The sequence below is a fragment of the Gemmiger sp. An194 genome, assembly GCF_002160145.1.
GTDB lineage: Bacteria > Bacillota > Clostridia > Oscillospirales > Ruminococcaceae > Allofournierella.
In genome coordinates, this window is sequence record NZ_NFKA01000002.1 from 64,511 (window position 1) to 85,792 (window position 21,282).

Sequence of the window (21,282 nt, forward strand, 5' to 3'; positions counted from 1 at the left end):
CATGCCCCGCATCAGCGTGATCGTCCCGGTTTATAAGGTGGAGCAGTTTCTGCCCGCCTGCGTGCAGAGCATTCTGGGCCAGACCTTTGCCGATTTTGAGCTGATTCTGGTGGACGACGGCAGCCCGGACGGCTGCGGCGCGCTGTGCGACACCTATGCCGAACAGGACAGCCGTGTGCGGGTGATTCACCAGAAAAACGGCGGGCTTTCCGCCGCCCGCAATTCCGGCATTGCCGCCGCGAAGGGCGAGCTTCTCGCCTTTGTGGATTCCGACGATCTGATCGCGCCGGATTATCTGGAGCAGCTTTATAGCGCGCTGTGTTCCTCGGGGGCGGATATGGCCCTCTGCGCGGTGGAGGACGTGAACGATGACGGCACGCCGCTGGAGCACCCCGAGATCACCGCCCCCGCCGCTGCCGGAAGCTTTTCCGGCAAGGCGCTGCTGGCGGAATTTTTCGGGCCCAACGCCACCTGCTACACGGTGGCCTGGAACAAACTGTACAAACGCAGCCTGTGGGAGCAGCTGCGCTACCCGGAGGGGCTCATCCACGAGGACGACGCGGTGGCCCACCGGCTGTTCGCCGCCTGTGAAACGGTGGCCTGCCTGGACGCTCCCCTTTACCGCTACCGGCTGCGCCAGGGCAGCATCTGCCGCAGCGGCATCAGCCCCGGCAGCTTTGACGGGGTGACCGCCCACGCCGACTGGTGCCGGTTTTTCCGGGACCAGGGCATGGACAAGGCCCTGCTGGACAAGGCGCTGGCCGCCTGTTTCCGTCGGTATCTGGCCCTGTGCGCCGGAGCGAAAAACGAACTGACCTGGCCCATCGCCGCCCGCTGGCACGGTGCCCAGGCGGAGCTGCGCTGCCTGCTGCCCCTTGTAAAACATTGCGGCGAGCTTTCGCTGACCGAAAAGCTCAGCTGCCTGCGCTGGTGCACCCGGCCGTTGCCCCTGCCTGACCGCAGCGAAACGCCCCGGGTCGCCCTGCTTTTGCCGCCCGAGCTTCCGGTGCCTGCCGTGAAGGGCGGCGCGGTGGAGACCCTGGCCACCCATCTGATGGAGGAAAACCAGACCCAGCGGCAGCTGGAGCTGGCCTTTGTCTGCCGTCTGGACGAGGAGGCCGCGGCGGCTTCGGCCCGGTTTTCCCAGTCGCTGATCTTCTTCGTGCCCCCCGCTGGGCGGGTGCGTTCCCTCGTGCACCGGGTCCGTTACCGGCTGGCAAAGCTAACCGGGCGGCCGGTGTACTGGCAGGAATACCAGCATTACCCCCTGCCCTTTCTAAAGCGGCTGAACGCCGACCTTTATTCGGTGGAGGGCGGCCAGCTGGACGCCTGGCAGCAGGCCGCCGCCTGCTTCGGCGCCGAAAAAATGGCGGCGCACCTGCATGGGGTAGCATACAGCAGCCCCAAGCTGGACGCTCAGTTCGGCCGGGTGCTGGCCATCAGCGACTATGTGCGCAGGGCCTGGCTCTCCTCCAGCGCACTGCCCGCCGACCGGGCGGTGCTGCTGCCCAACTGCGTGGACACCGGCCGCTTCTGCCCTGCTCCTGCCGCGGAAAACGAGCGGGCACAGCTGCGCAGCCGCCTGGGCCTTGCGGAACAGGACTTTGTGGTGCTGTTCTGCGGCCGGGTGTGCGAGGAAAAAGGCATCCACCGGCTGGTGCAGGCCATGCGGCAGATCCAGGACCCCGCCGTGAAGCTGGCGGTCATCGGCTCGCCCTTTTTTGCCGGGCAGGCCGATTCCCCCTTCTTTGCCGAACTGCGCAAGCAGGCCGAGGCTTTGGGTGAGCGGATCGTCTTTACCGGCTTTGTGCCCAATGAACAACTGCCCGCCTATTACCGCATGGCGGACGCCGCCTGCTTCCCCGCGCTGTGGGAGGAGCCGGCGGGCATCACCGCCATCGAGGCCATGGCCTGCGGCTGCCCGGTGATCGCCACCGACAGCGGCGGCATGCCGGAATATCTGGAGGGCAGCGGCGCGGTGCTGTTGCGCCGGGATGAGATCTGGGACGGCGAATGCACCCCCGTGCCCGGTGTGCCTGAGCTTTCCGGCCAGATCGCCGAAGCCATCCTTGCTCTGAAAACCGAGCCCGCCCGCCGGGCCGAGATGGCCGCAGCCGGTGTGCGCCGGGCGCAGGATTTTTCCCAGCAGAGCTACTACCGGACCTTCGCCGGTTTCGCAAATCACCTGTAAACTTTATCAAATAAAGGAAGTGTTCCCTTGCAGCCCAAAATCAGCATTATCGTTCCGGTGTACAACTGCGTAAAATTTCTGCCCGCCTGCATCAACAGCATTGCCGGGCAGGAGTGCTCCAGCTTCGAATGTATCCTGGTGAATGACGGTTCCTCCGACGGCTCCGGCGCTCTTTGCGACGAAATCTCCCGCCACGATCCCCGTTTTCGGGTAATCCACAAGTCCAACGGGGGCGTGTGCAGTGCCCGCAATGCGGGTCTTGACGCGGCTCGCGGGGAATTCGTTCTGTTCTGCGACCAGGATGACCGCATCCATCCCGAAACCATCACCCGGGCGCTTGCCTGCTACGAAAGCACGGAAGGCGGGCTTGTGATGTGGCCTTATACCCGTGACCCGGCGGAATTTTCCGCCCCGATGCCTGCGGGCGAGACTCTTTTCTCCCAGCAGGAATTCGGTTCCCTTTACTGCACCTTCATGCTCCCGCCGGTATGGAACAAGCTGTTTGAGCGCAGCGTGCTGGAATCCCCCTCGCCCCTTCGCTTCGACGCTTCCATCCGCAACGGGCACGAGGATCTGCCCTTTGTGTATGAATATCTTGCCCGGCTTGCCGGGCTGCGGCCGGGCTTTGCTGTGCATTTTCTGCGCGCTCCGCTCTATTACTGGAGCGACGAAAACGACATGAGCGTTTCCAAAAAATCCGTGCATTATCAGCAGTATTTCCAGGTGGAGCTGCCTTTGTTCCTGCGTTTTGCCCACGACTGCAAGACCCTTTATCACTGCCCGGCTCAGAACATGGCCACCTTTTACCAGCATGCGCTGCATACACTGGCCTTCGGCCTTCTGTTTGAAAACAAGGCCGAGGGGCACAGCCTTCTGCAGCACGAGGGCGTGACCGAGCTGCTGGACGGCCTGAAGGAAAACCACACCTTCAGCCCCTATTACCTGCCCTTTCGATGGCGCAGCGCTGCTCTGGCCCGGTTCGTGATCCGCGCCGAGGAAGAGGGGCGGCGCTCCTACTGGCGCACTTACTGGCTCTTTTATTATCTGCTTGGCGGAAACTGGAACCGTTAACGTTCTCGGCCAATCCTCCGCCCTGCATCCAAAAGGAGTATCTTATGGTCCCGTTTGCAAGCATTATCATTCCTGTTTACAACGCCGAAAAATACCTGCGTCGCTGCCTGGACAGCGTTGCGGCCCAGACCTGCCCGGATTTCGAGTGCATTCTGGTGGACGACGGCTCTTCCGACGGTTCTTCGCTCATCTGCGATGAATACGCCGCCAACGATCGCCGGTTCCGGGTCATCCACCAGCCGAACGCCGGTGCTTCCGCTGCCCGAAATGCCGGGCTGGATGCAGCCCTTGCGCCCTGGCTTCTGTTTGTGGACGCGGACGACGCCATTGCCCCCTGCACACTGGAGCTGATCCGGCAGATACAGCAGGAAAACCCCCGCGGCCTGGTGTTTTTCGCCGCGGTCTTCGAGCCGGATGGCCTGCTCCAGCACCCGGACCCGACAGCTTTGCGCCGTTTTTCCGTGAGCGAAATCGGCCTTTTCTGCGAAAACGCCCCCTTCCCCACCCCCTGGGGAAAGCTGCTGAATCGGGCGCTTGTGGAGCAGGCCGGCCTGCGGTTCGATCCATCGCTGCACTGCTACGAGGACCGGCCCTTTATGAACGAATATCTGCGGCATTTTTCCGCGCAGGTTCCCAACGGGGAGCTGCTCTACATTACCCGGCCGCTCTATTATTACGAATCCGGCAACGAAACCAGCCTGAGCAAAAGCACCAAAAACCAGCTGGAGCCCGCCCATTATCAGATGTTTGACCGGTTCCTTCAGGACTGCCTGCATGTGTATCATGCCCCGCCGCAGCAGCTGCGGCTGCCCGTGATGGAATATCTGAACACCGTTTTGTACGGTCTTTACTGCACGCCCCCGGCCCAGCGGCGCAAAAGCGCAGCACTTTTTTACAAGAGCCCGGAATACGCCCGCCTGATGGCCTTTTTCAAAGAGAACCGGCTGTTTGAATCCCGCTATGTACCGCTTCGCCTGCGCTGGACCGCTCTGGCCGTTACGCTGGACCAGAACCGGCTGACAGAGCGCCGCTGGTTCTACTGGAAGTTCCACTGGCTATGCATGCACACCGTATACCTGCGCTGGAAGGCCCTACTGCAGTGAATAAAAATGTTGCCGTTTCTTCTGTTTTTTTCGTCTTGGGCCCCGTCGGCTGATTCCCCGTTTTATTGCAGCTTACGGCATGATATGCTATAATAAACTATCTTAGTACGCCCTGCTGCGGCAGCGCACAGGGCGTTATTTTCCATGTTTGAACGGCTTAGCAGGAGGAATTATGCCAAAGATCAGCGTGGTGATTCCCATCTACAACACCCAGTCCTTTCTGGCCCGCTGCCTGGACAGCGTTCTGGCCCAGACCTGCTCCGATTGGGAATGCATTCTGGTGAACGATGGCAGCACCGACGGCAGCGCCTCCATCTGCGAAGCCTATTGCAGGCGCGACAGCCGCTTTTTGCTGAAAAATCAGAGCAATCAAGGCAGCGCCGCTGCCCGCAACAACGGTATGGCACTGGCTCGGGGCGAATATCTGCTGTTTCTGGACAGTGACGATGCCTGGCCCGCTCACCTTCTTTCCACCGTGCTCGCCGCACAGGAAAACCGGCCGGAGGATCTGATCCTCTGGCGGTACACCTCCCGCCCGGAGGAGCTTGCCAACAGCAAGGCTTCGGCGGACTTTGCCCGCTTTCCGCTGCAAAAGGCCGGGCAGCTGTATCTGGAAAGCCATTTATATTACATCTGGAACAAGCTCTTTCATCTGGAGCTGATTCGTAGCTGTGGGCTTCTGTTCACCCCGGGCATCACCTACGGCGAGGATGTACAGTTCTCCATGGAGTACCTGCGGCTCTGGTTCCGTCTTCATCTGCAGGGGAACTTTTCTCTGAGCGTACAGCCGCTCTATTACTATGAGGACGGCAACGACTCCAGCGTCACCTACCGGCTCAAGCCCTGCTACTGCGAAAACGAGCTTTGGCTCACGGAGCAAGTGCTGGATTGGTTCAGCCGGGATTTTCCCCTGCCCCGGGAGGATTTTACCCGCATCGTGCTCCACCTGGTGAAAACACTGGCGGGCGGCCTTTCGGTGGATCTTGCCCAGCCCCATGGGCTGGCCATCGCGCGGCAGCATCTGCGCCACCCCACCGCCCGAAGGCTGATCGATACCGCCCGTACCCTTGGCTGCTACAGCCCCTTTGTGCCTCTCATGGCCGGCAATTGCACCGTTCTCACCGCCCGGCTGGGCGGGCTGATGCTGAAGGAGTCCCGCTGGTACCACCGCGTTTACTGGGCGGGCTGGCATCTGCGCAGGCTGCGCACCGGCACAAAACCACCCGTGATGTTCTGACCTGCACCCCGACCGTTTTTCATTTATTCTGACAAGAGGAAGTACACTGATGGCTCATTCCAACGAACAACAGTGGACCACCGTTGTGAAACCCCGCACCGGCTGGTTCGACATCGACCTGAAAGAACTCTGGCATTACCGGGACCTGGTGACCCTGTTCACCAAGCGCAACTTTGCGGTAATCTACAAGCAGACCATTCTGGGCCCGCTGTGGATTCTGCTGAATCCCCTCATCACCACCATCCTGTTCAATGTGATCTTCGGCGGCATCGCCGGGCTGCCCACCGAGGGTGCGCCCAGCTTCTTGTTCATCATGGCCGGCAATACCCTGTGGACCATGTTCGCCGCCTGCATCAACAACACCGCCAACACCTTTGTGGCAAACGCAGGCATGTTCGGCAAGGTCTACTTCCCCCGCCTGACCATTCCTCTGTCCCAGGTGCTCACGGCGGCGATCAACTTCTTCATTCAGTTTGCCATGTTCCTGGTGTTCTGGGTCTTCTTCTTTTTCAATCAGGAGGCCTTCGGTCATCTGAGCATGACCGTATGGCTCGTCTACCTGCCGGTGTGCATCATCCAGGTGATGCTGCTGGGCCTGGCTGTGGGCATCATCGTTTCCAGCCTGACCACCAAATACCGTGACCTGGCCATCGCCGTGACCTTCGGCGTGCAGCTGTGGATGTATGCCACCCCCGTGGTGTACTCCACCACCAGCCTGTCGAACCAGCCCATCCTGAGCGCCATCGTGAACCTGAACCCCATGACCGCCCCGGTGCAGGCCTTCCGCATGGCTCTGCTGGGCTGCGGCAGCGTGGACCCCACCGGACTGGTCTACAGCCTGATTGTGACCGTGGTCCTGCTGGCCATCGGCGTGGTGCTGTTCAGCCGCATTGAAAAGACCTTTATGGATACCGTATAACAGGAGGATTTTTGCATGTCCAATCACAGCGAGCCGGTACACAGCAAAGAGCCTGTCATTCAGGTATCCGGCGTAAAGAAGCAATATAAACTGGGCCAGATTGGCGGCGGCACCCTCACCGCCGACCTGCAGAGCTGGTGGGCCCGCATCCGCGGCAAGGAGGACCCCAACCTGCCCATCGGCACTGACACCCGCCTGTTCGGCCAGACCTTCATGGCGCTGAACGGCGTGGACCTGACCGTTTACAAGGGCGAGGCGCTGGGCATCATCGGCCGCAACGGCGCGGGCAAGTCCACCCTGCTCAAGCTGCTCAGCCGCATCACCGCCCCCACCGAGGGCGAAATCAAGATCAAGGGCCGCATCGCCAGCATGCTGGAGGTGGGCACCGGCTTCAATCAGGAGATGACCGGCCGGGAAAACATCTACATGAACGGCGCCATTCTGGGCATGACCAAGGCCGAGGTTGATTCCAAGCTGGACCAGATCATCGAGTTCTCGGAATGCGGCGACTTCATCGACACCCCTGTAAAGCGCTATTCCAGCGGTATGTTCGTGAAGCTGGCCTTCGCGGTGGCCGCCCATCTGGACAGTGAGATCATGGTGATGGACGAAGTCCTGGCCGTGGGCGACATGAAGTTCCAGCAGAAGTGTCTGGGCAAAATGAGCGACGTGGCGGGCCAGGAGGGCCGCACCGTTCTGTATGTGAGCCACAACATGAGCACCATCCGCCAGCTGTGCACCCGCTGCGTGGTGCTGGACAAGGGCAAGGTGATCTTCGACGGCAACGTGGACGACGCCATCGCCGTATACATGGACACCACCGACGTGAACGTGGTGGACTATGACCTGCGCGAGATCGGCCGCATGAGCTCCAGCGCGGGCAAGCGGCTGCGGGTGGAGCGGCTGACCTTCCTGGACAAGGAAAGCAGCGTGTTCGCCGCCGGCGAGCCCTTGCGGGTGCGCATCGACTGGCAGGTCATGCAGCACTTCGACGCGGTGAACATGAAGCTGAACTTCCATTACCGGGACTCCACGCCCGTGGGCATCACCCATCCCATCACCCTGGGCGAGGCCGAGCCGGGCCGCCGCTACTCCACCGTGTTCACGGTGGACACCTCCATCTTCAGCGAGGGGCAGTATTTCTTCTACCTGGACGTGTTCGAGCGGGAGCTGGCCAACGCCGCCTGCCTGGACAAACCCGCCCAGGAATTCGCCTTCGAGATCACCAACATGGACCGCACCCTGCCGGAGTGGTCCAGCGGCTGGGGTCACATCCACTTCCCGCCGGTGGTCATTGAATCCAATGAGGTAAACTGACGATGGGTCTGCCCAATTTATACATCTGCCACACCGCCTATCAGGTGCTGGTGGAGCTGGTCCGGGCCATGAAGGACACGGTGCCCCCGGACCTCATTCTGAGCAGTGTCATCCCAAACACCGAAGAACTGGCCGGGCGGCTTTCCGCCACCGGCCTGTTCCGCTGTGTACGGGTTTTTGACGAAGAGGCCTGCGGCAATGCCATCCAGACCGGTTTTCTGCGCACGCTGCTTTTGCAACGGGTGATGGGCCGCCGCAACGTGGAAAAATACTACGGCTTTTCCATCGACCCCAAGGCCTACGCGGCCATCTACATCCACAACGACTGGAGCGTGCTGGGCCGGTATTTGCAGGACCTGAAAGCCCCCTACGTGCTCTGCGAGGACACCATGGCCAGCACCTGCCACCCGGACCATCCGCTGATCGACCAGCAGCGGGCGCTGCCCCATTTCAAGCTGCGGCAGAAGCTGGGCTACGGTTATCTGTACTGGGGCGACTACAAGCGGGTCACGGCGGTGGAGACCGAGTGCGCCGCCAGAACGCCCTTGTTCCCCCAAAAGCTGCGGGAGGATTCCAAGTCCGACCGGTTCCACCGGCTCACCGACGAACAGAAGGCGCTGGTTCGGCAGGTGTTTCTCACCCGGCCGCTGCCCGAAACCGCCGAGGGCGCGGTGCTGTTTCTGCCCCGGGACTTTGTGTCCGAAGGGCTTCTGGACGGCGAGACCCAGCAAAAAATGTTCACCGCCGTGGTGAAGGCCCACTGCCACGGCGGGCCGCTCTTCATCAAGACCCATCCCCGGGACACCTTTGATTATTCGCGCCTGTTCCCGGAGGCGGTGATTCTGGAGCGCACCATGCCCAGCGAGGTGCTGAACTTTGCGCTGCCCTTCCGGTTCAAAAAGGCGGTGACGGTGGAATCCACCGTGCTGAAAACGCTGGAAGTGACGGACGAAAAGCTGGAATTGAGCCTTACCCAGGCCCTGGACCTGCTTTCCTGATTGTGTACGCCGAGCGTCCCGCGCTCATAATTTGTTCATACCAAGGCTTTACTATGAAATCAAGCGGCCCGCTCCATCGTTTTTATTGCGGACCCGCAAGGAGGTTATTCCTATGAAAATCATCGGCGTGATCCCCGCCCGGTACCAGTCCAGCCGTCTGCCCGGCAAGCCCCTGGCCGACATTCTGGGCAAACCTATGATCTGGTGGGTATACCAGGCGGCAAAGCAGTGCAAAAAGCTGGACGACCTGGTGATTGCCACCGACGACGAGCGGATCAGGGAGGTCTGCCGCCAATACGAGATGCCCGCGGTGATGACCCGGGCCGACCACGACACCCCCACCGCCCGCATCCATGAGGTGAGCTGCATGCTGGATGCGGACCTGTACCTGCAGATCATGGGCGACGAGCCCCTGATCGATGCCCGGGCCTTCGACCTGATCCTGCCGGACACCCTGCCCGAGGACCCCTACTATGTGGCGGGCGTGACCAACATCATGGACCATCCGGCGGATGTGATTGACTTCTCCAACCAGAAGGTGGCCTGCAATGCCCGCCGGGAGATCCTGCTGATCTCCCGCAGCCCCATCCCTTACCCGAAGGGAACGGCGGATTTTGAATACGAGAAGATCACCGGCATCCAGCTGTTCAGCAAAAAGGCGCTGGACTTCTACGCCGCTACCCCCAAGAGCGCACTGGAAAAAGCCGAGGAAAACGACCTGATGCGTTTCATTGAAAACGGCCACACCGTGCATGCCGTGGTCTCCCCCTACAAAACCGTATCGGTGGACACCCCCAAGGACGTGGACATCGTGTGTGATATCCTGAAACAGCGCGGCAACTGATACTTGCCGGAAAGGAGCTGCTTTTATGCATACCCTCAAACTTCTGGACTGCACCCTGCGGGACGGCGGTTACATCAACGAATGGCGCTTCGGCTACGAGAATATCCGCGACATCGTGCGCAGCCTGGTGAAGGCGGGCACCGACATCGTGGAGGTGGGCTTTCTGCGCAACGTGGACTATGACCCGGACTGCACCCGCTGGAACACGGTGGCCGAGCTGAAGAAGATTCTGCCCGCCGACCGGAAAAACGTGATGTTCAGCGGCATGGCCCTGCACAACTTCTACGACATTGACAATCTGGAGCCCTGGGACGGCACCGGCATCGACCTGATCCGGGTGACCTTCCACGACTACGACATCGAGGAGGGCCTGGCCTTCTGCAAAAAGGCCCAGGACAAGGGCTACAAGATCAGCTGCAACCCCATCAACATCATGGGCTACTCGGACGCGGGCGTGCTCTGGCTGGTGGAGCAGGTGAACAAGCTGCACCCCTACGCCTTCTCCATCGTGGACACCTTCGGCAGCATGCGCCAGCAGGACCTGGACCGCATCGTGAGCCTGGTGGACAACAACCTGGCCAAGGACATCACCCTGGGCCTGCACCTGCACGAGAACATGGCCCTCAGCTCCAGCCTGGCCCAGAGCTTTGTGAACAAGCACCTGAACCGGGATGTGATCGTGGACGCCAGCCTTCTGGGCATGGGCCGCACCCCCGGCAACCTGTGCATCGAGCTGATCGCCGATTACCTGAACCTGAACTTCGGCAAGCAGTACGACATCGACTGCATGCTGGACGCCATTCAGGATCAGATCATGCCCATCCGGGAAAAGGAGCCCTGGGGCTATTTCCCGCCCTATTTCCTGTCCGCCCGGTACAACCTGCATCGCAACTACGCCGAGCATCTGCTGGGCAAGGGTGATCTGTCCAACCGGGACATCAACCACATCCTGAGCCGCATCGCCCCCGAAAAGAAAACCGCCTTTGACGCTGCCTATGCGGACGAGCTGTATGCCCAGTACAAGGGCAGCGCGCTGGACGACGCGGCCGACCGGGCCAAGCTGGCCGAGCTGCTGGCCGGCCGGAAGATCCTGGCCCTGGCCCCCGGCCAGACGCTGGACACCCACCGGGAAACCATTGAGGCCTACATTGCCGAAAACCGCCCGGTCATCATCAGCGCCAACTTCGTGCCGGAGCACTACAAGGCGGACTTCGCCTTCTTCACCAACGGCAAGCGCTTCGAAAAGCTGGAAAGCTGCCCCTGCGCGGTGATCGCCACCAGCAACCTGCAGGGCGATGCGGATTACCGGCTGGACTACAACAGCCTGGCCGGTGCCTTCGACAAGGGCGCCAACAGCCTGATCATGCTGCTGCACCTGCTGGCCGAGCTGGGCGTGGACGAGGCTGCCATTGCCGGTGCGGACGGCTACGGCCCCGCGGGCGACAACTACTGTGACCCCCGCATGAAGAACCACACCCTGCGGGGCGCGGATTACAACCACGCCATGGCCGAGGCCATCCGGGCTCAGGAGCTGCGCGTGCGCTTCGTGACCCCCAGCTATTACGAAAAGGAGTAACATGCCCATGCAGACCAAGCTGCTTGTGCTGGATGTGGACGGCACCCTCACCGACGGGGGGCTGTATCTGGATTCCACCGGTAACGAAACCAAGAAATTTTCCGTAAAGGACGGCGCGGGCCTTGTAATCGCCCGCACCGCCGGCATCAAGGTAATGATCCTCACCGGCCGGGAGAGCGAGCCGGTGCGCCGCCGTGCCGCCGAGCTGCACCTGGACTACTGCGTGCAGAACTGCAAAAAGAAGGCGGAGTACCTTGCCGCCTTCCTGGCCGAACAGGGCCTTGCCCGTGAGGAAGTGGCCTATGTGGGCGACGACTGGAACGACATGGCGGCCATGAAGCTGTGCGGCTTCGTGGCCTGCCCCGCCGACGCTGCCGCCGAGGTGAAGGCCATCGCCCATTACATCTGCCCCCAGAAGGGCGGCGAGGGCGCGGTGCGCGGTGCGGTGGAAAAGCTGCTGAAGGACGCTGGCCTGTTTGAGCAGACCGTGAACGCCGCCTTCGGCGCGGGGGTGTGAGCCCATGTATGAAGCATTGAAGCAGGCGGTCTGGGCCGCCAATCTGGCCCTGCCCAAAGCAAACCTCTGCCTTGCCACCTGGGGCAACGCCAGCCAGGTGGACCGCCAGGCCGGTGTCTTCGCCATCAAGCCCTCCGGCGTGGATTATAATACCCTGCGCCCGGAGGACATGGTGGTGGTGCGTCTTTCGGACGGCAGCATGGCGGAGGGCGAACTGCGCCCCTCGTCCGACACCAAAACCCATCTGGAGCTGTATCGGGCTTTTCCCAACATCGGCGGCGTGGTCCACACCCACAGCCGGTGGGCCACCATCTTCGCCCAGGCCGGGCGGGAGATCCCGGCTCTCGGCACCACCCATGCCGACACCTTCTACGGCCCGGTGCCCTGCGCTCCTGCCCTGACCAAAGAGCAGATTGAGGGCGACTACGAGACCAGCACCGGTCTGGTGCTGGCCGCCGCCTGCGTGGACTGCTACGAATCCATCCCCGCCGGGCTGGTCAAGGCCCACGGCCCCTTCACCTGGGGCAGGGACGCCGCCGACGCAGTGGAGCACGCCATCATTCTGGAGGAGGTGGCCATGATGGCCTACCACAGCCTTATGCTGGGTGCGCAGCCGGTGGACGGCTACCTGCTGGACAAGCACTACCTGCGCAAGCACGGCCCGGGCGCCTACTATGGCCAGGCGGGCAAATAATTCAACCGGAAAGGGTTTCCCCATGGAAAAACTTCTCACCCAAATCAAGCGCCACCGCCGCCTTTTGGGCGGTGCGGTGCTGCTGGCTGTGGCCTTTTTCATCTTTGCCTGCGTCTGGCTCACCCATGTGCGGGGCAACGGCGAAAAGAGCCGCAGCTGGATGATCAACGACCAGTTCAGCGAATTCGCCCTCATTGACGACACCGTGACCCAGGATTTCGTCTGTGACCGGGATCTGCTTTACATCGGCTTTGCCTTCAAGGTACAGAAGGCAGGCGATGAGGGCCCCACAGGCGTGCTGGAGCTCACCCTCACCGATCTGGATACCGGCGAGGTGCTGGCCACCAGCGAGGGCGACATGAGCAACATTCTGGACACCACCGAGGCCTACTACACCACGCTGGGGCTTTCCCGGCCGGTAGAGCTGACCGAGGCGGGCGAGCGCCACTACCGGGTAAGCCTGACGGCCCACTACACCGGTGAGGGGCGGCTGCTCATCGGCTACACCCCCACCCCCAACGGGGCGGGCCTGGGCCTGACTGTGAACGGCCAGCCCACCGAGGGCATGCTGGCCATTCTGGGCGTTTACGCCCAGATCGGCGGCTTCGTGACCAAGTTCTACTGGGTCATTGCCCTGCTGGCGCTGATCCTCATCGGTGCCGGATGGTGGCTGTTCACCGGGCAGAAATGCCCTCTGCACCGGATGGTCTTCTGCTTTGTGCTGGCGCTGGGCATTCTGTTCAGCATGGTGCTGCCCCCCTACTCCGCGCCGGATGAGCAGTTCCACATCAACCAGAGCTTCACTCTGGCCTCCACCATCTACAACCCCTATCTGCCGGTGGCCCAGAGCCAGATCCACAGCAGCCTGCGCCGCCCCTCGGATGTGGATGTGATCGTGCAGGACGGCGAGACCACGGTATTCACCTGGCAGCACATTGCCAAGAATCTGCTTACCACCAACTCCGACCCCTTCACCCACACCCAGGACTACGACGAGTATCAGGTGGATTCCAGCTACACCATGTACTGGATCAGCGCCCTCGGGGTGCTGGCGGGCTTTTTGCTGCGGCTGGGCTTCATCCCCACCCTGTTCCTTGGCAGGCTCACAAACCTTGTATTCTTCGCGTTTCTTTCGGCCTGGGCGGTGAAGCGGACCCCGGTAGCCAAGGCGGTATTCGCCGCGGTGGCCCTGCTGCCCATGACGCTGCATCTGGCCGCCTCCTACAGCCGGGACTCCAATCTGCTGGCACTCTGCCTGTTGTTCGCGGCACTGGTGCTGGACCTGGCCTTCGGCCCCCGGGAGAAGCTCGGCTGGAAGCAATTGATCCTGCCCGCGCTGGCCGGGCTGCTGATCGTGCCCTCCAAGATCGTATATTTCCCGCTGGCACTGCTGGTCTTTCTGATCCCTGCCGCCCGGCTGGGCCACTATTCCAAGGCGGTCAAGGGTGGATTCCTGGCCCTGTGCCTGGTGTGCTTCTTCTTTAACGCAGGCGGTCAGGTGATTCTGAACGACTTTATGAGCGGCAACACTCAGGTGGCAGCGGGCGCGGCCTCCACCAGCGTTTCTTCTGAAGTGACTGTGACGGCGGAAAGCACTGCCGAGTCGGCCCAGAGCACGCCGGAAAGCACCTCTTCCGCGGTGCAAACCAGTGAAGAGCCCGCTGCTCAACCCTCCGAAGAGGCTCCGGTGCAGGACGACAGCGTCTGTTACACCCTGCCCTATATCCTCTCTCATCCGCTGGATACCCTGGAGCTGGCCATCCGCTCGGTGGTGGAAAACGGCGACCATTACGTGAAGACCCTGATCGGCGGTACCCTGAGTTACTTTGACCCGGGCGTACAGATCGCCTGGACCTGGGTGGCCGCTTTGATGATCCTGCTGGCTCTGGCCTGGCTGCAGCCCGGCTTTGAGCTGCCGGTGTGGGCCAAGGCTCTCTGCCTGCTGGTGGGGCTTGCCTGCTGCGGTCTGGCGGTGCTGGGCTGCATCTCCTGGACCCCCACCTATTACACCACCATCTACGGGCTGCAGGGCCGCTATTTCCTGCCGGTGCTGTGCCTGCTGTTGCTGGCCCGGCCCAAGCGGCTGCTGCTGCAGACCGACTGCACCCGCGGCCTGATCTACGCGGTGACTCTTGTGGACCTTCTGGTCCTTCTCAATGCTTTTCTTTCCATTCTGGCCCGGTAAACGGCCATACGCCATCCGTTAAGGAGTACGATATTTTATGGATTACAAGCAAATTCCTCTGATCATCCCCTCGCTGGAGCCGGATGAAAAGCTGCCCCGCCTGCTGGAGCAGCTGCACGCGGCGGGCATTCGGAACATCGTTCTGGTGGACGACGGCAGCGGCCCCGCCTACGCCCATTTCTTTGAAGAAGCCCAGCAGCGCTGGGGCTGCCCGGTGCTGCGCCATGCGGTGAATCTGGGCAAGGGGCGCGCGCTCAAGACCGCCTTCAACTACTGCCTGAACACCTGGCCGGACGCCCCCGGCTGCGTGACCGCCGATTCCGACGGCCAACATACCCCCGAGTGCATCCTGAAGGTGATGAAGGCCCTCACCGAGCGGCCGGACGCCCTGATCCTGGGCTGCCGCGACTTCGACGAGAAGGATGTGCCGCTGCGCTCCAGCTTCGGCAACAAATGCACCCGCTTTGTGTTCAAGGCGCTGGTGGGCCTTTCCATCACCGACACCCAGACCGGCCTGCGGGCCATCCCCACCTCCTTCATGAAGACCCTGATGCATTCCGGCGGCGAGCGGTTCGAGTTTGAATCCAACATGCTCATCGACACCAAGGATGCCGGGGTGCCCATTGTGGAGGTGCCCATCGAAACGGTGTACATCGAGGAAAACAAGACCAGCCATTTCAATCCCCTGCGGGATTCCGCCCGCATCTACGCGGTGTTCGGCAAGTTTTTATTCTCCTCCCTGTCCTCCAGCGTGGTGGACCTGGTGCTGTTCAGCCTGTTCTGCATGCTGCTGAATCCCTTTGTGGAGGGAACCCTGTACATCACCCTGGCCACTGTGTTTGCCCGGGTGATCTCGGCCACCTACAACTACCTGCTGAACTACAAACTGGTGTTCAAGAGCCGGGAGCACCACGGCATGGCCGCGGGCAAATACTTTGTGCTGGCTGTGGTGCAGATGGCCTGCTCCGCCGGGCTGGTCAGCCTGCTGTACGCCTTGACCGGCGGCTTCTCCGAGCTGGTGATCAAGATCTGCGTGGACGTGTTCCTGTTCTTCATCAGCTTCCAGATCCAGCGGGAGTTCGTTTACAAAAAGCGCGGGGCGTAACGCCCGCCGTGCACGGGAGGTTCGCTTCGTGACCATCTGTTTTTTCTCCGCCCAGTACCTGCCCACCGTGGGCGGGGTGGAGCGGTATACCTTCAACCTGGCCCGCCGGGTGGTGGACGCGGGACACAGCGCCATCGTGGTGACCAGCGCCCTGCCCGGCCTGCCGGAGTTTGAGACCGACGAGCACGGCATCCGTATCTACCGGCTGCCGGTCTGGCCGCTGATGAACGGCCGCTTTCCGGTGCTGAAACCGGGGCGGGCATTCCGGTCGCTGGCAAAGCAGCTTTGGGCCGAGCCCATCGGCTTTTGTATCATCAACACCCGCTTTTACATCAGCAGCCTGTACGCTGCCCGCCAGTGCAAAAAGCGGGCCATTCCCGCCATTGTGGTGGACCATTCCACCGGCCATCTTCCCATGGGCAATTCGCTGCTGAACGCAGCGGGGGCCTGCTATGAGCATCTGGCGGCGGTCTGGCTGAAGGCCTGCCGGCCCCGCTTTTTCGGTGTGAGCCGGGCGGTGTGCCGCTGGCTGGAGCATTTCGGCATCAAGCCTGCCGGCCAGCTGTACAACGCGGTGGACCCTGCTGAGGTTCGGGCGCTGGCCCACGCGCCGGACGCGGTGGACTGGCGGGCCCGGCTGGGCCTGCCCGCCGACGAAAAGCTGGTGGTCTTTCTGGGTCGGGTGATTCCGGAAAAGGGTGTGGCCGAGCTGATCGAGGCCTTTGCCCATGCCGAGCTGACCGGGTGCAGCCTGGTGGTGGCGGGGGACGGTCCGCTGCTGGCCAGACTGCGGGAAAACTGCCCGCCGAAGGTCCATCTGGCGGGCGCTGTGCCCTATGCCCAGGCCATGCAGCTGCTGGCCCAGGCTCAGCTGTACTGTCTGCCCACCTACTATGCCGAGGGCTTCCCCACCACCTTTCTGGAAGCGGCGGCCTGCGGCTGCCCCATTCTGACCACCCGCACCGGCGGCAGCGACGAGCTTCTGCCGGACGAGAGCTACGGCATCCAGCTGGATGGAGTGGACCCCCAGGCGCTGACCGCCGCGCTGAAACGCTGCCTGACGGACAACGCATGGGGTGCGACCGCGGCCCGAAAGACCGCCGCCCGGCTGGAGGAGCACTTCACCTGGGAGGCCGTGACCCGCGAGCTTCTGCGGCTTGCCGGGGCATAACAACCTGACTGCAAAGGAAATTGAACGCTTATGTCCAAGCTATTGATCGTGATTCCCGCCTACAACGAGGAAGGAAACATTGTTCGCGTGGTGAACGAGCTGGCAGCCCGTTACCCCCAATACGACTATGTGGTGGTGAACGACGGCAGCCGCGACCGCACCGCCGCGCTCTGCCGCCAGCACGGCTTCCGGCTGATCGATCTGCCGGTGAACCTGGGCCTGGCCGGTGCCTTCCAGACCGGGCTGCGCTACGCCGCCGAAAACGGCTACGACTGCGCCCTGCAGTTCGACGCGGACGGCCAGCACAAGCCGGAATACATCCAGCCCATGCTGGAGGAGCTGGAAAACGGGGCCGATATTGTGATCGGCAGCCGGTTCCTCACCGTGAAAAAGCCCAAGAGCCTGCGCATGCTGGGCAGCTACCTGATCAGCTGGGCCATCCGACTGACCACCGGCCAGGCCATCTGCGACCCCACCAGCGGCATGCGGATGTTCAACCGCCGCATGGTGGAGGAATTTGCCCTGAACCTGAACTATGGCCCCGAGCCGGATACCATCAGCTACCTGATCAAGAACGGTGCTGTGGTGCGCGAGATCCAGGTGCAGATGGGCGAGCGGCTCACCGGCACCAGCTACCTGAATTTTACTCGCTCGGTGGAATACATGCTCAAGATGGGCCTTTCCATCCTGCTGATCCAGTGGTTCCGCAAGCGGGAGCCCGTTACCTTCTATTACCCGGAAAGGAGAGACTGAACGCCATGTCCCCACTGCTTCCCCTTGCGCTGCGCGCGCTTCTGATCTGCGGCAGCCTGTGCACCACCCTGTTCATTCTTCGCCGGGTCCGTCAGGCAAAGGTCCAGATCGAGGACTCCATCTTCTGGCTGCTGTTTTCCGCCTGCCTCTTGCTTTTGAGCCTGTTCCCGGAGATCACCACCTGGGTGGCCCGCAAATTCGGCTTTGTGAGCGAGATCAACGTGGTGTATCTGGCCATTATCTTTTTGCTGCTCATCAAGCAGTTCTACATGTCGGTACGGATCAGTCAGATGGATTCCAAGCTGAAAAGCCTGACCCAGAAAGTGGCTTTGAACGAGGAAAAGATCGAACGGAGCAAGCTGGACCTGTGAACCGGCCCGCCGTTGTGTTTCTGAGTCGTTTATGGTATAATAAAAATAACATATATCAACCGACTGGAGGGTTTTTACAATGGCATATACCCCGAAACTGACCTACAAGGGCAAGCCTTTGGTACGCTGCGGCAACGAGATCTACTACGGCAGCCTGGCTGATCCCTTTGTGATTTTTATGCAGATTCTCACCGAGAAGGAAGAAAACGGCATGAAGATGGCCGATAAGATTCATGTGATCCTCATGAGCACCGATTCTGCCAAGCCCCTGCCCGAGCGGGTGGTGAAGCAGAGCAGCAAGAGCGGCCTTTACACCGCTCTGGAGATCGGCTCCATGTGGCTGGAGCGCGCTTTGAAGGAAGCGCCCGCCAAAAAGTAACGACCATTTACTGCAAAACGATGCGCACTGTTCCGGGTACGGAACAGTGCGCTGTTTTGTTGCCCATTGCTCTTTAAAACTCATGCCCAGCAGGAAAGGATGGATATCGCAGGATGGCATTTCTTCATTTTCATCATACGGCCGGGGGTGGCCAGGTGGATTTTTCCGGCCCCAACGTGCGCCGGAGTGTGCTTGCAGTGGCGGCGCCCATGCTGGTGGCCCAGATCCTGAACCTTCTGTATAATATCGTGGACCGGATCTACATCGGCAAAATTCCCGGTCAGGGCACGCTGGCGCTGGCCGGACTTGGGCTGTGCTTTCCCCTCATCACCCTGATCACCGCCTTCGCCAACCTGTTCGGTGTGGGCGGCGCGCCGCTGTGTTCCATTGCCCGGGGCCGGAAGGACCTGAACAGCGCCCGGGCCATTCTGGCCAACGCCTGGTTCATGCTGATGGTCTGCGGGCTCGTGCTCACAGTGGTGGGCATTGTATTTCACAAGCCGCTGCTCTACCTGTTCGGCGCCAGCGACAGCACCTACCCCTACGCAGCCCGGTACATGACCATCTATCTGCTGGGTACCGTGTTTGTAATGACCTCGCTGGGGATGAACCCTTACATCAACAGCCAGGGCTTTGCCCGCACCGGCATGCTCACCGTGCTGCTGGGCGCGGTGACCAACATCATTTTGGACCCCATCCTGATCTTCGGTCTGGGGCTGGGTGTACGGGGCGCCGCAATTGCCACGGTGCTTTCTCAGCTGCTTTCGGCGGTGTGGGTGATGGTCTTTCTCACCGGCCCGAAGGCGGAGCTGCGGCTGGTTTTCAAGGGCTTTCGGCCGGATGCAGGCATCATCAAGCGCATTCTGGCGCTGGGCACCTCCAGCTTTGTAATGTCCTTCACCGACAGCCTGGTCCAGGTGGCCTGTAATTCCACCCTGCGCGCCTTCGGCGGCGATCTGTACATCAGCGTAATGACGGTGATCAACTCGGTGCGGCAGATCGCCCAGACGCCAGTGCTGGCCCTTGCCGACGGTGCTTCGCCGGTCATCAGCTACAACTACGGAGCCCGGGTGGCGGACCGGGTGCGGGCGGCTATCCGCTTCATGACCCAGCTGGGCTTTGGCTATACTCTGCTGATCTGGGGGCTGATTTCCCTGTTCCCGGAGGCCTTCATCCGCATCTTCAACCAGGACCCGGAGCTGCTGGCCGCTGCGGTTCCCTCGCTGCACATCTACTTCTTCGGCTTTGTGATGATGGCCTTTCAGTTCTCCGGCCAGAGCGTGTTCAAATCGCTGAACAAGGCGAAGCTGGCCATCTTTTTCTCGCTGCTGCGCAAGGCGATCATTGTGGTGCCTCTCACCCTGCTGCTGCCCCATCTGGGCGGGCTTGGGGTGAACGGCGTATTTCTGGCCGAGCCCATCTCCAACCTGATCGGCGGCCTTGCCTGCTACATCACCATGCGCTGCACCGTGATGCCGGAGCTCTCGGCCATGGAAACGGTCAAATCTGTCCGGTAAAGGGCCCTTGCGGCGTTTTTCCGCTTTCGGTAAGACCAAACCTTTTCAACAGAGACAAAACATTGTAAGCACAAAAAGCGGCGGATGGCAATTGCCATCCGCCGCTTTCTTGCTTATGTTTGAGGCCGAGAATCACTCGTTCTCCTCGGTGCACTCCTCGCAGTCGCAGTCCTCACCGCACTCGCTGAATTCGATCTCGAACTCGGCGCCGCAGTTGCCGCAGCAAACCTGCTCATTCAGCAGGGTGTCCTCGTCCACGACGGTTACCGCGCCGCAGTTGGGGCAGGTCAGCTCGTACTCGGCTTCCACTTCCTCGTCCTCGTCGTCTTCCTCTTCGTCGTCCTCGTCCTCGTCGTCGCCGAACACGGCTTCTTCCAGGTCGTCCATATCCTCGTCCATGGCATCCAGCTCGTCGTAGACCTGATCCAGGTCATCGTCCATGTCCGCCACGGTGTCGCACAGATCCTCCAGCAGATCGTACATGGCCTTCAGGACCTTGCCTTCCTTGCTGTCGCCGATCTCCAGACCCTCCATCAGGCCCTTCAGGTATGCAGCACGCTCTTTCAGTTCCATTGTTCATTCCTCCTTTGAAGAAGTATCAAACATTTTTATGACCACGCCTTCACTGCCGAAAACCGGCAGCGTGGCGCTCACACTGGATAAAACAAAACCTGGGCGGCGGCAAAGCCGCCGCCCAGGTGAATGCGTTCCGGAATCAAGCCTTGAATCAGGCGCGCTCCATGTACTCGCCGGTGCGGGTGTCCACACGGATCATGTCGCCCTCGTTGATGAACAGAGGTACGCGGATCTCAGCGCCGGTCTCCAGCTTGGCGGGCTTCAGGGTGTTGGTGGCGGTGTTGCCCTTGAAGCCGGGCTCGGTCTCGGTGACCTGCAGCACAACAAAGTTGGGAGCCTCCAGGCCGAACACGTTGCCCTTGTAGCTCAGGATCTTAACCATCTCGTTCTCCTTCACGAACTTGAAGGCGTCGGACAGATCATGCTCGTTCAGGGGGATCTGCTCGTAGGTCTCGGTGTCCATGAAGTAGTACAGGCCGCCGTCCTCGTACAGGTACTGCATCTCACGGCGCTCGATGAAGGCGGTGGGGAACTTATCGCTGGGGTTGTAGCTCTTCTCGGTCACGGCACCGGTGATCACGTTCTTGGTCTTGGTGCGCACGAAGGCAGCGCCCTTACCGGGCTTAACATGCTGGAACTCCACAACCTGGAGCACGTTGCCGTTCTCTTCAAAAGTTACGCCATTGCGAAAATCGCCTGCAGAAATCATAAAGGATCCTCCAATTAAAATTTATTCTGGCCCGGCCAAACCGGCCTTG

General features: G+C 61.2%; 20 protein-coding genes. 18 read left to right on the forward strand and 2 right to left on the reverse strand.

Annotation, left to right across the window (positions count from 1 at the left end):
- Position 1: 1 nt before the first annotated feature.
- From B5F28_RS01545 to B5F28_RS01630, 18 genes are all read left to right on the forward strand, one after another.
- Positions 2-2,191 carry a glycosyltransferase gene (locus B5F28_RS01545; protein WP_087292573.1) on the forward strand — a complete coding sequence of 730 codons (2,190 nt, stop codon included), beginning with the start codon at positions 2-4 and terminating at the stop codon, positions 2,189-2,191.
- A gap of 27 nt (positions 2,192-2,218) precedes the next feature.
- Positions 2,219-3,262: a glycosyltransferase family 2 protein gene (locus tag B5F28_RS01550; RefSeq protein ID WP_087292576.1), complete on the forward strand. Its 1,044-nt coding sequence runs from the start codon at positions 2,219-2,221 to the stop codon at positions 3,260-3,262.
- Between the two features lie 44 nt (positions 3,263-3,306).
- A complete protein-coding gene (locus tag B5F28_RS01555) occupies positions 3,307-4,365 on the forward strand; it encodes a glycosyltransferase family 2 protein (RefSeq protein ID WP_158097480.1) in 1,059 nt (352 codons plus the stop codon).
- A gap of 172 nt (positions 4,366-4,537) precedes the next feature.
- Positions 4,538-5,602, forward strand: a complete 1,065-nt coding sequence (locus tag B5F28_RS01560) for a glycosyltransferase family 2 protein (protein WP_087292582.1) — start codon at positions 4,538-4,540, stop codon at positions 5,600-5,602.
- 49 nt (positions 5,603-5,651) lie between these two features.
- Complete coding sequence (locus B5F28_RS01565; RefSeq protein WP_087292585.1) at positions 5,652-6,521, forward strand: ABC transporter permease; 870 nt, start codon at positions 5,652-5,654, stop codon at positions 6,519-6,521.
- A 15-nt stretch (positions 6,522-6,536) separates the two neighbouring features.
- A complete protein-coding gene (locus B5F28_RS01570) occupies positions 6,537-7,838 on the forward strand; it encodes an ABC transporter ATP-binding protein (RefSeq protein ID WP_087292588.1) in 1,302 nt (433 codons plus the stop codon).
- Between the two features lie 2 nt (positions 7,839-7,840).
- A complete protein-coding gene (locus B5F28_RS01575) occupies positions 7,841-8,836 on the forward strand; it encodes a polysialyltransferase family glycosyltransferase (protein ID WP_087292591.1) in 996 nt (331 codons plus the stop codon).
- A gap of 112 nt (positions 8,837-8,948) precedes the next feature.
- Positions 8,949-9,680 carry a 3-deoxy-manno-octulosonate cytidylyltransferase gene (locus B5F28_RS01580; RefSeq protein ID WP_087292594.1) on the forward strand — a complete coding sequence of 244 codons (732 nt, stop codon included), beginning with the start codon at positions 8,949-8,951 and terminating at the stop codon, positions 9,678-9,680.
- A 25-nt stretch (positions 9,681-9,705) separates the two neighbouring features.
- The gene (locus B5F28_RS01585) at positions 9,706-11,256 is read left to right on the forward strand and encodes an aldolase catalytic domain-containing protein (protein ID WP_087292596.1); all 1,551 of its coding nucleotides are present in this window, start codon (positions 9,706-9,708) and stop codon (positions 11,254-11,256) included.
- Between the two features lie 7 nt (positions 11,257-11,263).
- A complete protein-coding gene (locus B5F28_RS01590) occupies positions 11,264-11,773 on the forward strand; it encodes a KdsC family phosphatase (RefSeq protein WP_247643373.1) in 510 nt (169 codons plus the stop codon).
- A gap of 4 nt (positions 11,774-11,777) precedes the next feature.
- Positions 11,778-12,467 carry an L-ribulose-5-phosphate 4-epimerase AraD gene (araD, locus tag B5F28_RS01595; protein ID WP_087292602.1) on the forward strand — a complete coding sequence of 230 codons (690 nt, stop codon included), beginning with the start codon at positions 11,778-11,780 and terminating at the stop codon, positions 12,465-12,467.
- Positions 12,468-12,489: 22 nt separating this feature from the next.
- Complete coding sequence (locus B5F28_RS01600) at positions 12,490-14,652, forward strand: DUF2142 domain-containing protein (protein WP_158097481.1); 2,163 nt, start codon at positions 12,490-12,492, stop codon at positions 14,650-14,652.
- A 37-nt stretch (positions 14,653-14,689) separates the two neighbouring features.
- Complete coding sequence (locus B5F28_RS01605; RefSeq protein ID WP_087292608.1) at positions 14,690-15,757, forward strand: bifunctional glycosyltransferase family 2/GtrA family protein; 1,068 nt, start codon at positions 14,690-14,692, stop codon at positions 15,755-15,757.
- Positions 15,758-15,785: 28 nt separating this feature from the next.
- Complete coding sequence (locus B5F28_RS01610; RefSeq protein WP_087292611.1) at positions 15,786-16,928, forward strand: glycosyltransferase family 4 protein; 1,143 nt, start codon at positions 15,786-15,788, stop codon at positions 16,926-16,928.
- A 30-nt stretch (positions 16,929-16,958) separates the two neighbouring features.
- Positions 16,959-17,681 carry a glycosyltransferase family 2 protein gene (locus tag B5F28_RS01615; protein WP_087292613.1) on the forward strand — a complete coding sequence of 241 codons (723 nt, stop codon included), beginning with the start codon at positions 16,959-16,961 and terminating at the stop codon, positions 17,679-17,681.
- A 5-nt stretch (positions 17,682-17,686) separates the two neighbouring features.
- Complete coding sequence (locus B5F28_RS01620; protein WP_087292616.1) at positions 17,687-18,052, forward strand: DUF2304 domain-containing protein; 366 nt, start codon at positions 17,687-17,689, stop codon at positions 18,050-18,052.
- Between the two features lie 79 nt (positions 18,053-18,131).
- Positions 18,132-18,431, forward strand: coding sequence for a hypothetical protein (locus B5F28_RS01625; RefSeq protein ID WP_087292619.1), 300 nt, complete (start codon positions 18,132-18,134; stop codon positions 18,429-18,431).
- A 113-nt stretch (positions 18,432-18,544) separates the two neighbouring features.
- Positions 18,545-19,948: an MATE family efflux transporter gene (locus B5F28_RS01630; protein WP_087292622.1), complete on the forward strand. Its 1,404-nt coding sequence runs from the start codon at positions 18,545-18,547 to the stop codon at positions 19,946-19,948.
- Positions 19,949-20,080: 132 nt separating this feature from the next.
- On the opposite strand, the gene B5F28_RS14375 is transcribed toward B5F28_RS01630, so the two are convergent.
- Both B5F28_RS14375 and efp read right to left on the reverse strand, forming a co-directional pair.
- The gene (locus B5F28_RS14375; RefSeq protein ID WP_143424666.1) at positions 20,081-20,521 is read right to left on the reverse strand and encodes a CD1247 N-terminal domain-containing protein; all 441 of its coding nucleotides are present in this window, start codon (positions 20,519-20,521) and stop codon (positions 20,081-20,083) included.
- A 154-nt stretch (positions 20,522-20,675) separates the two neighbouring features.
- Positions 20,676-21,233: an elongation factor P gene (gene efp / locus B5F28_RS01635; protein ID WP_087292625.1), complete on the reverse strand. Its 558-nt coding sequence runs from the start codon at positions 21,231-21,233 to the stop codon at positions 20,676-20,678.
- Positions 21,234-21,282: the final 49 nt, after the last annotated feature.

Coding starts and splice junctions, on each gene's coding strand:
- B5F28_RS01590 (WP_247643373.1), top strand. CDS start 11,264: ATGCAGACCAAGCTGCTTGTGCTGGATGTGGACGGCACCCTCACCGAC.
- B5F28_RS01560 (WP_087292582.1), top strand. CDS start 4,538: ATGCCAAAGATCAGCGTGGTGATTCCCATCTACAACACCCAGTCCTTT.
- B5F28_RS01615 (WP_087292613.1), top strand. CDS start 16,959: ATGTCCAAGCTATTGATCGTGATTCCCGCCTACAACGAGGAAGGAAAC.
- B5F28_RS01575 (WP_087292591.1), top strand. CDS start 7,841: ATGGGTCTGCCCAATTTATACATCTGCCACACCGCCTATCAGGTGCTG.
- B5F28_RS01580 (WP_087292594.1), top strand. CDS start 8,949: ATGAAAATCATCGGCGTGATCCCCGCCCGGTACCAGTCCAGCCGTCTG.
- B5F28_RS14375 (WP_143424666.1), bottom strand. CDS start 20,521: ATGGAACTGAAAGAGCGTGCTGCATACCTGAAGGGCCTGATGGAGGGT.
- araD (WP_087292602.1), top strand. CDS start 11,778: ATGTATGAAGCATTGAAGCAGGCGGTCTGGGCCGCCAATCTGGCCCTG.
- B5F28_RS01630 (WP_087292622.1), top strand. CDS start 18,545: ATGGCATTTCTTCATTTTCATCATACGGCCGGGGGTGGCCAGGTGGAT.
- B5F28_RS01600 (WP_158097481.1), top strand. CDS start 12,490: ATGGAAAAACTTCTCACCCAAATCAAGCGCCACCGCCGCCTTTTGGGC.
- B5F28_RS01570 (WP_087292588.1), top strand. CDS start 6,537: ATGTCCAATCACAGCGAGCCGGTACACAGCAAAGAGCCTGTCATTCAG.
- B5F28_RS01620 (WP_087292616.1), top strand. CDS start 17,687: ATGTCCCCACTGCTTCCCCTTGCGCTGCGCGCGCTTCTGATCTGCGGC.
- B5F28_RS01625 (WP_087292619.1), top strand. CDS start 18,132: ATGGCATATACCCCGAAACTGACCTACAAGGGCAAGCCTTTGGTACGC.
- B5F28_RS01545 (WP_087292573.1), top strand. CDS start 2: ATGCCCCGCATCAGCGTGATCGTCCCGGTTTATAAGGTGGAGCAGTTT.
- B5F28_RS01555 (WP_158097480.1), top strand. CDS start 3,307: ATGGTCCCGTTTGCAAGCATTATCATTCCTGTTTACAACGCCGAAAAA.
- B5F28_RS01605 (WP_087292608.1), top strand. CDS start 14,690: ATGGATTACAAGCAAATTCCTCTGATCATCCCCTCGCTGGAGCCGGAT.
- efp (WP_087292625.1), bottom strand. CDS start 21,233: ATGATTTCTGCAGGCGATTTTCGCAATGGCGTAACTTTTGAAGAGAAC.
- B5F28_RS01585 (WP_087292596.1), top strand. CDS start 9,706: ATGCATACCCTCAAACTTCTGGACTGCACCCTGCGGGACGGCGGTTAC.
- B5F28_RS01565 (WP_087292585.1), top strand. CDS start 5,652: ATGGCTCATTCCAACGAACAACAGTGGACCACCGTTGTGAAACCCCGC.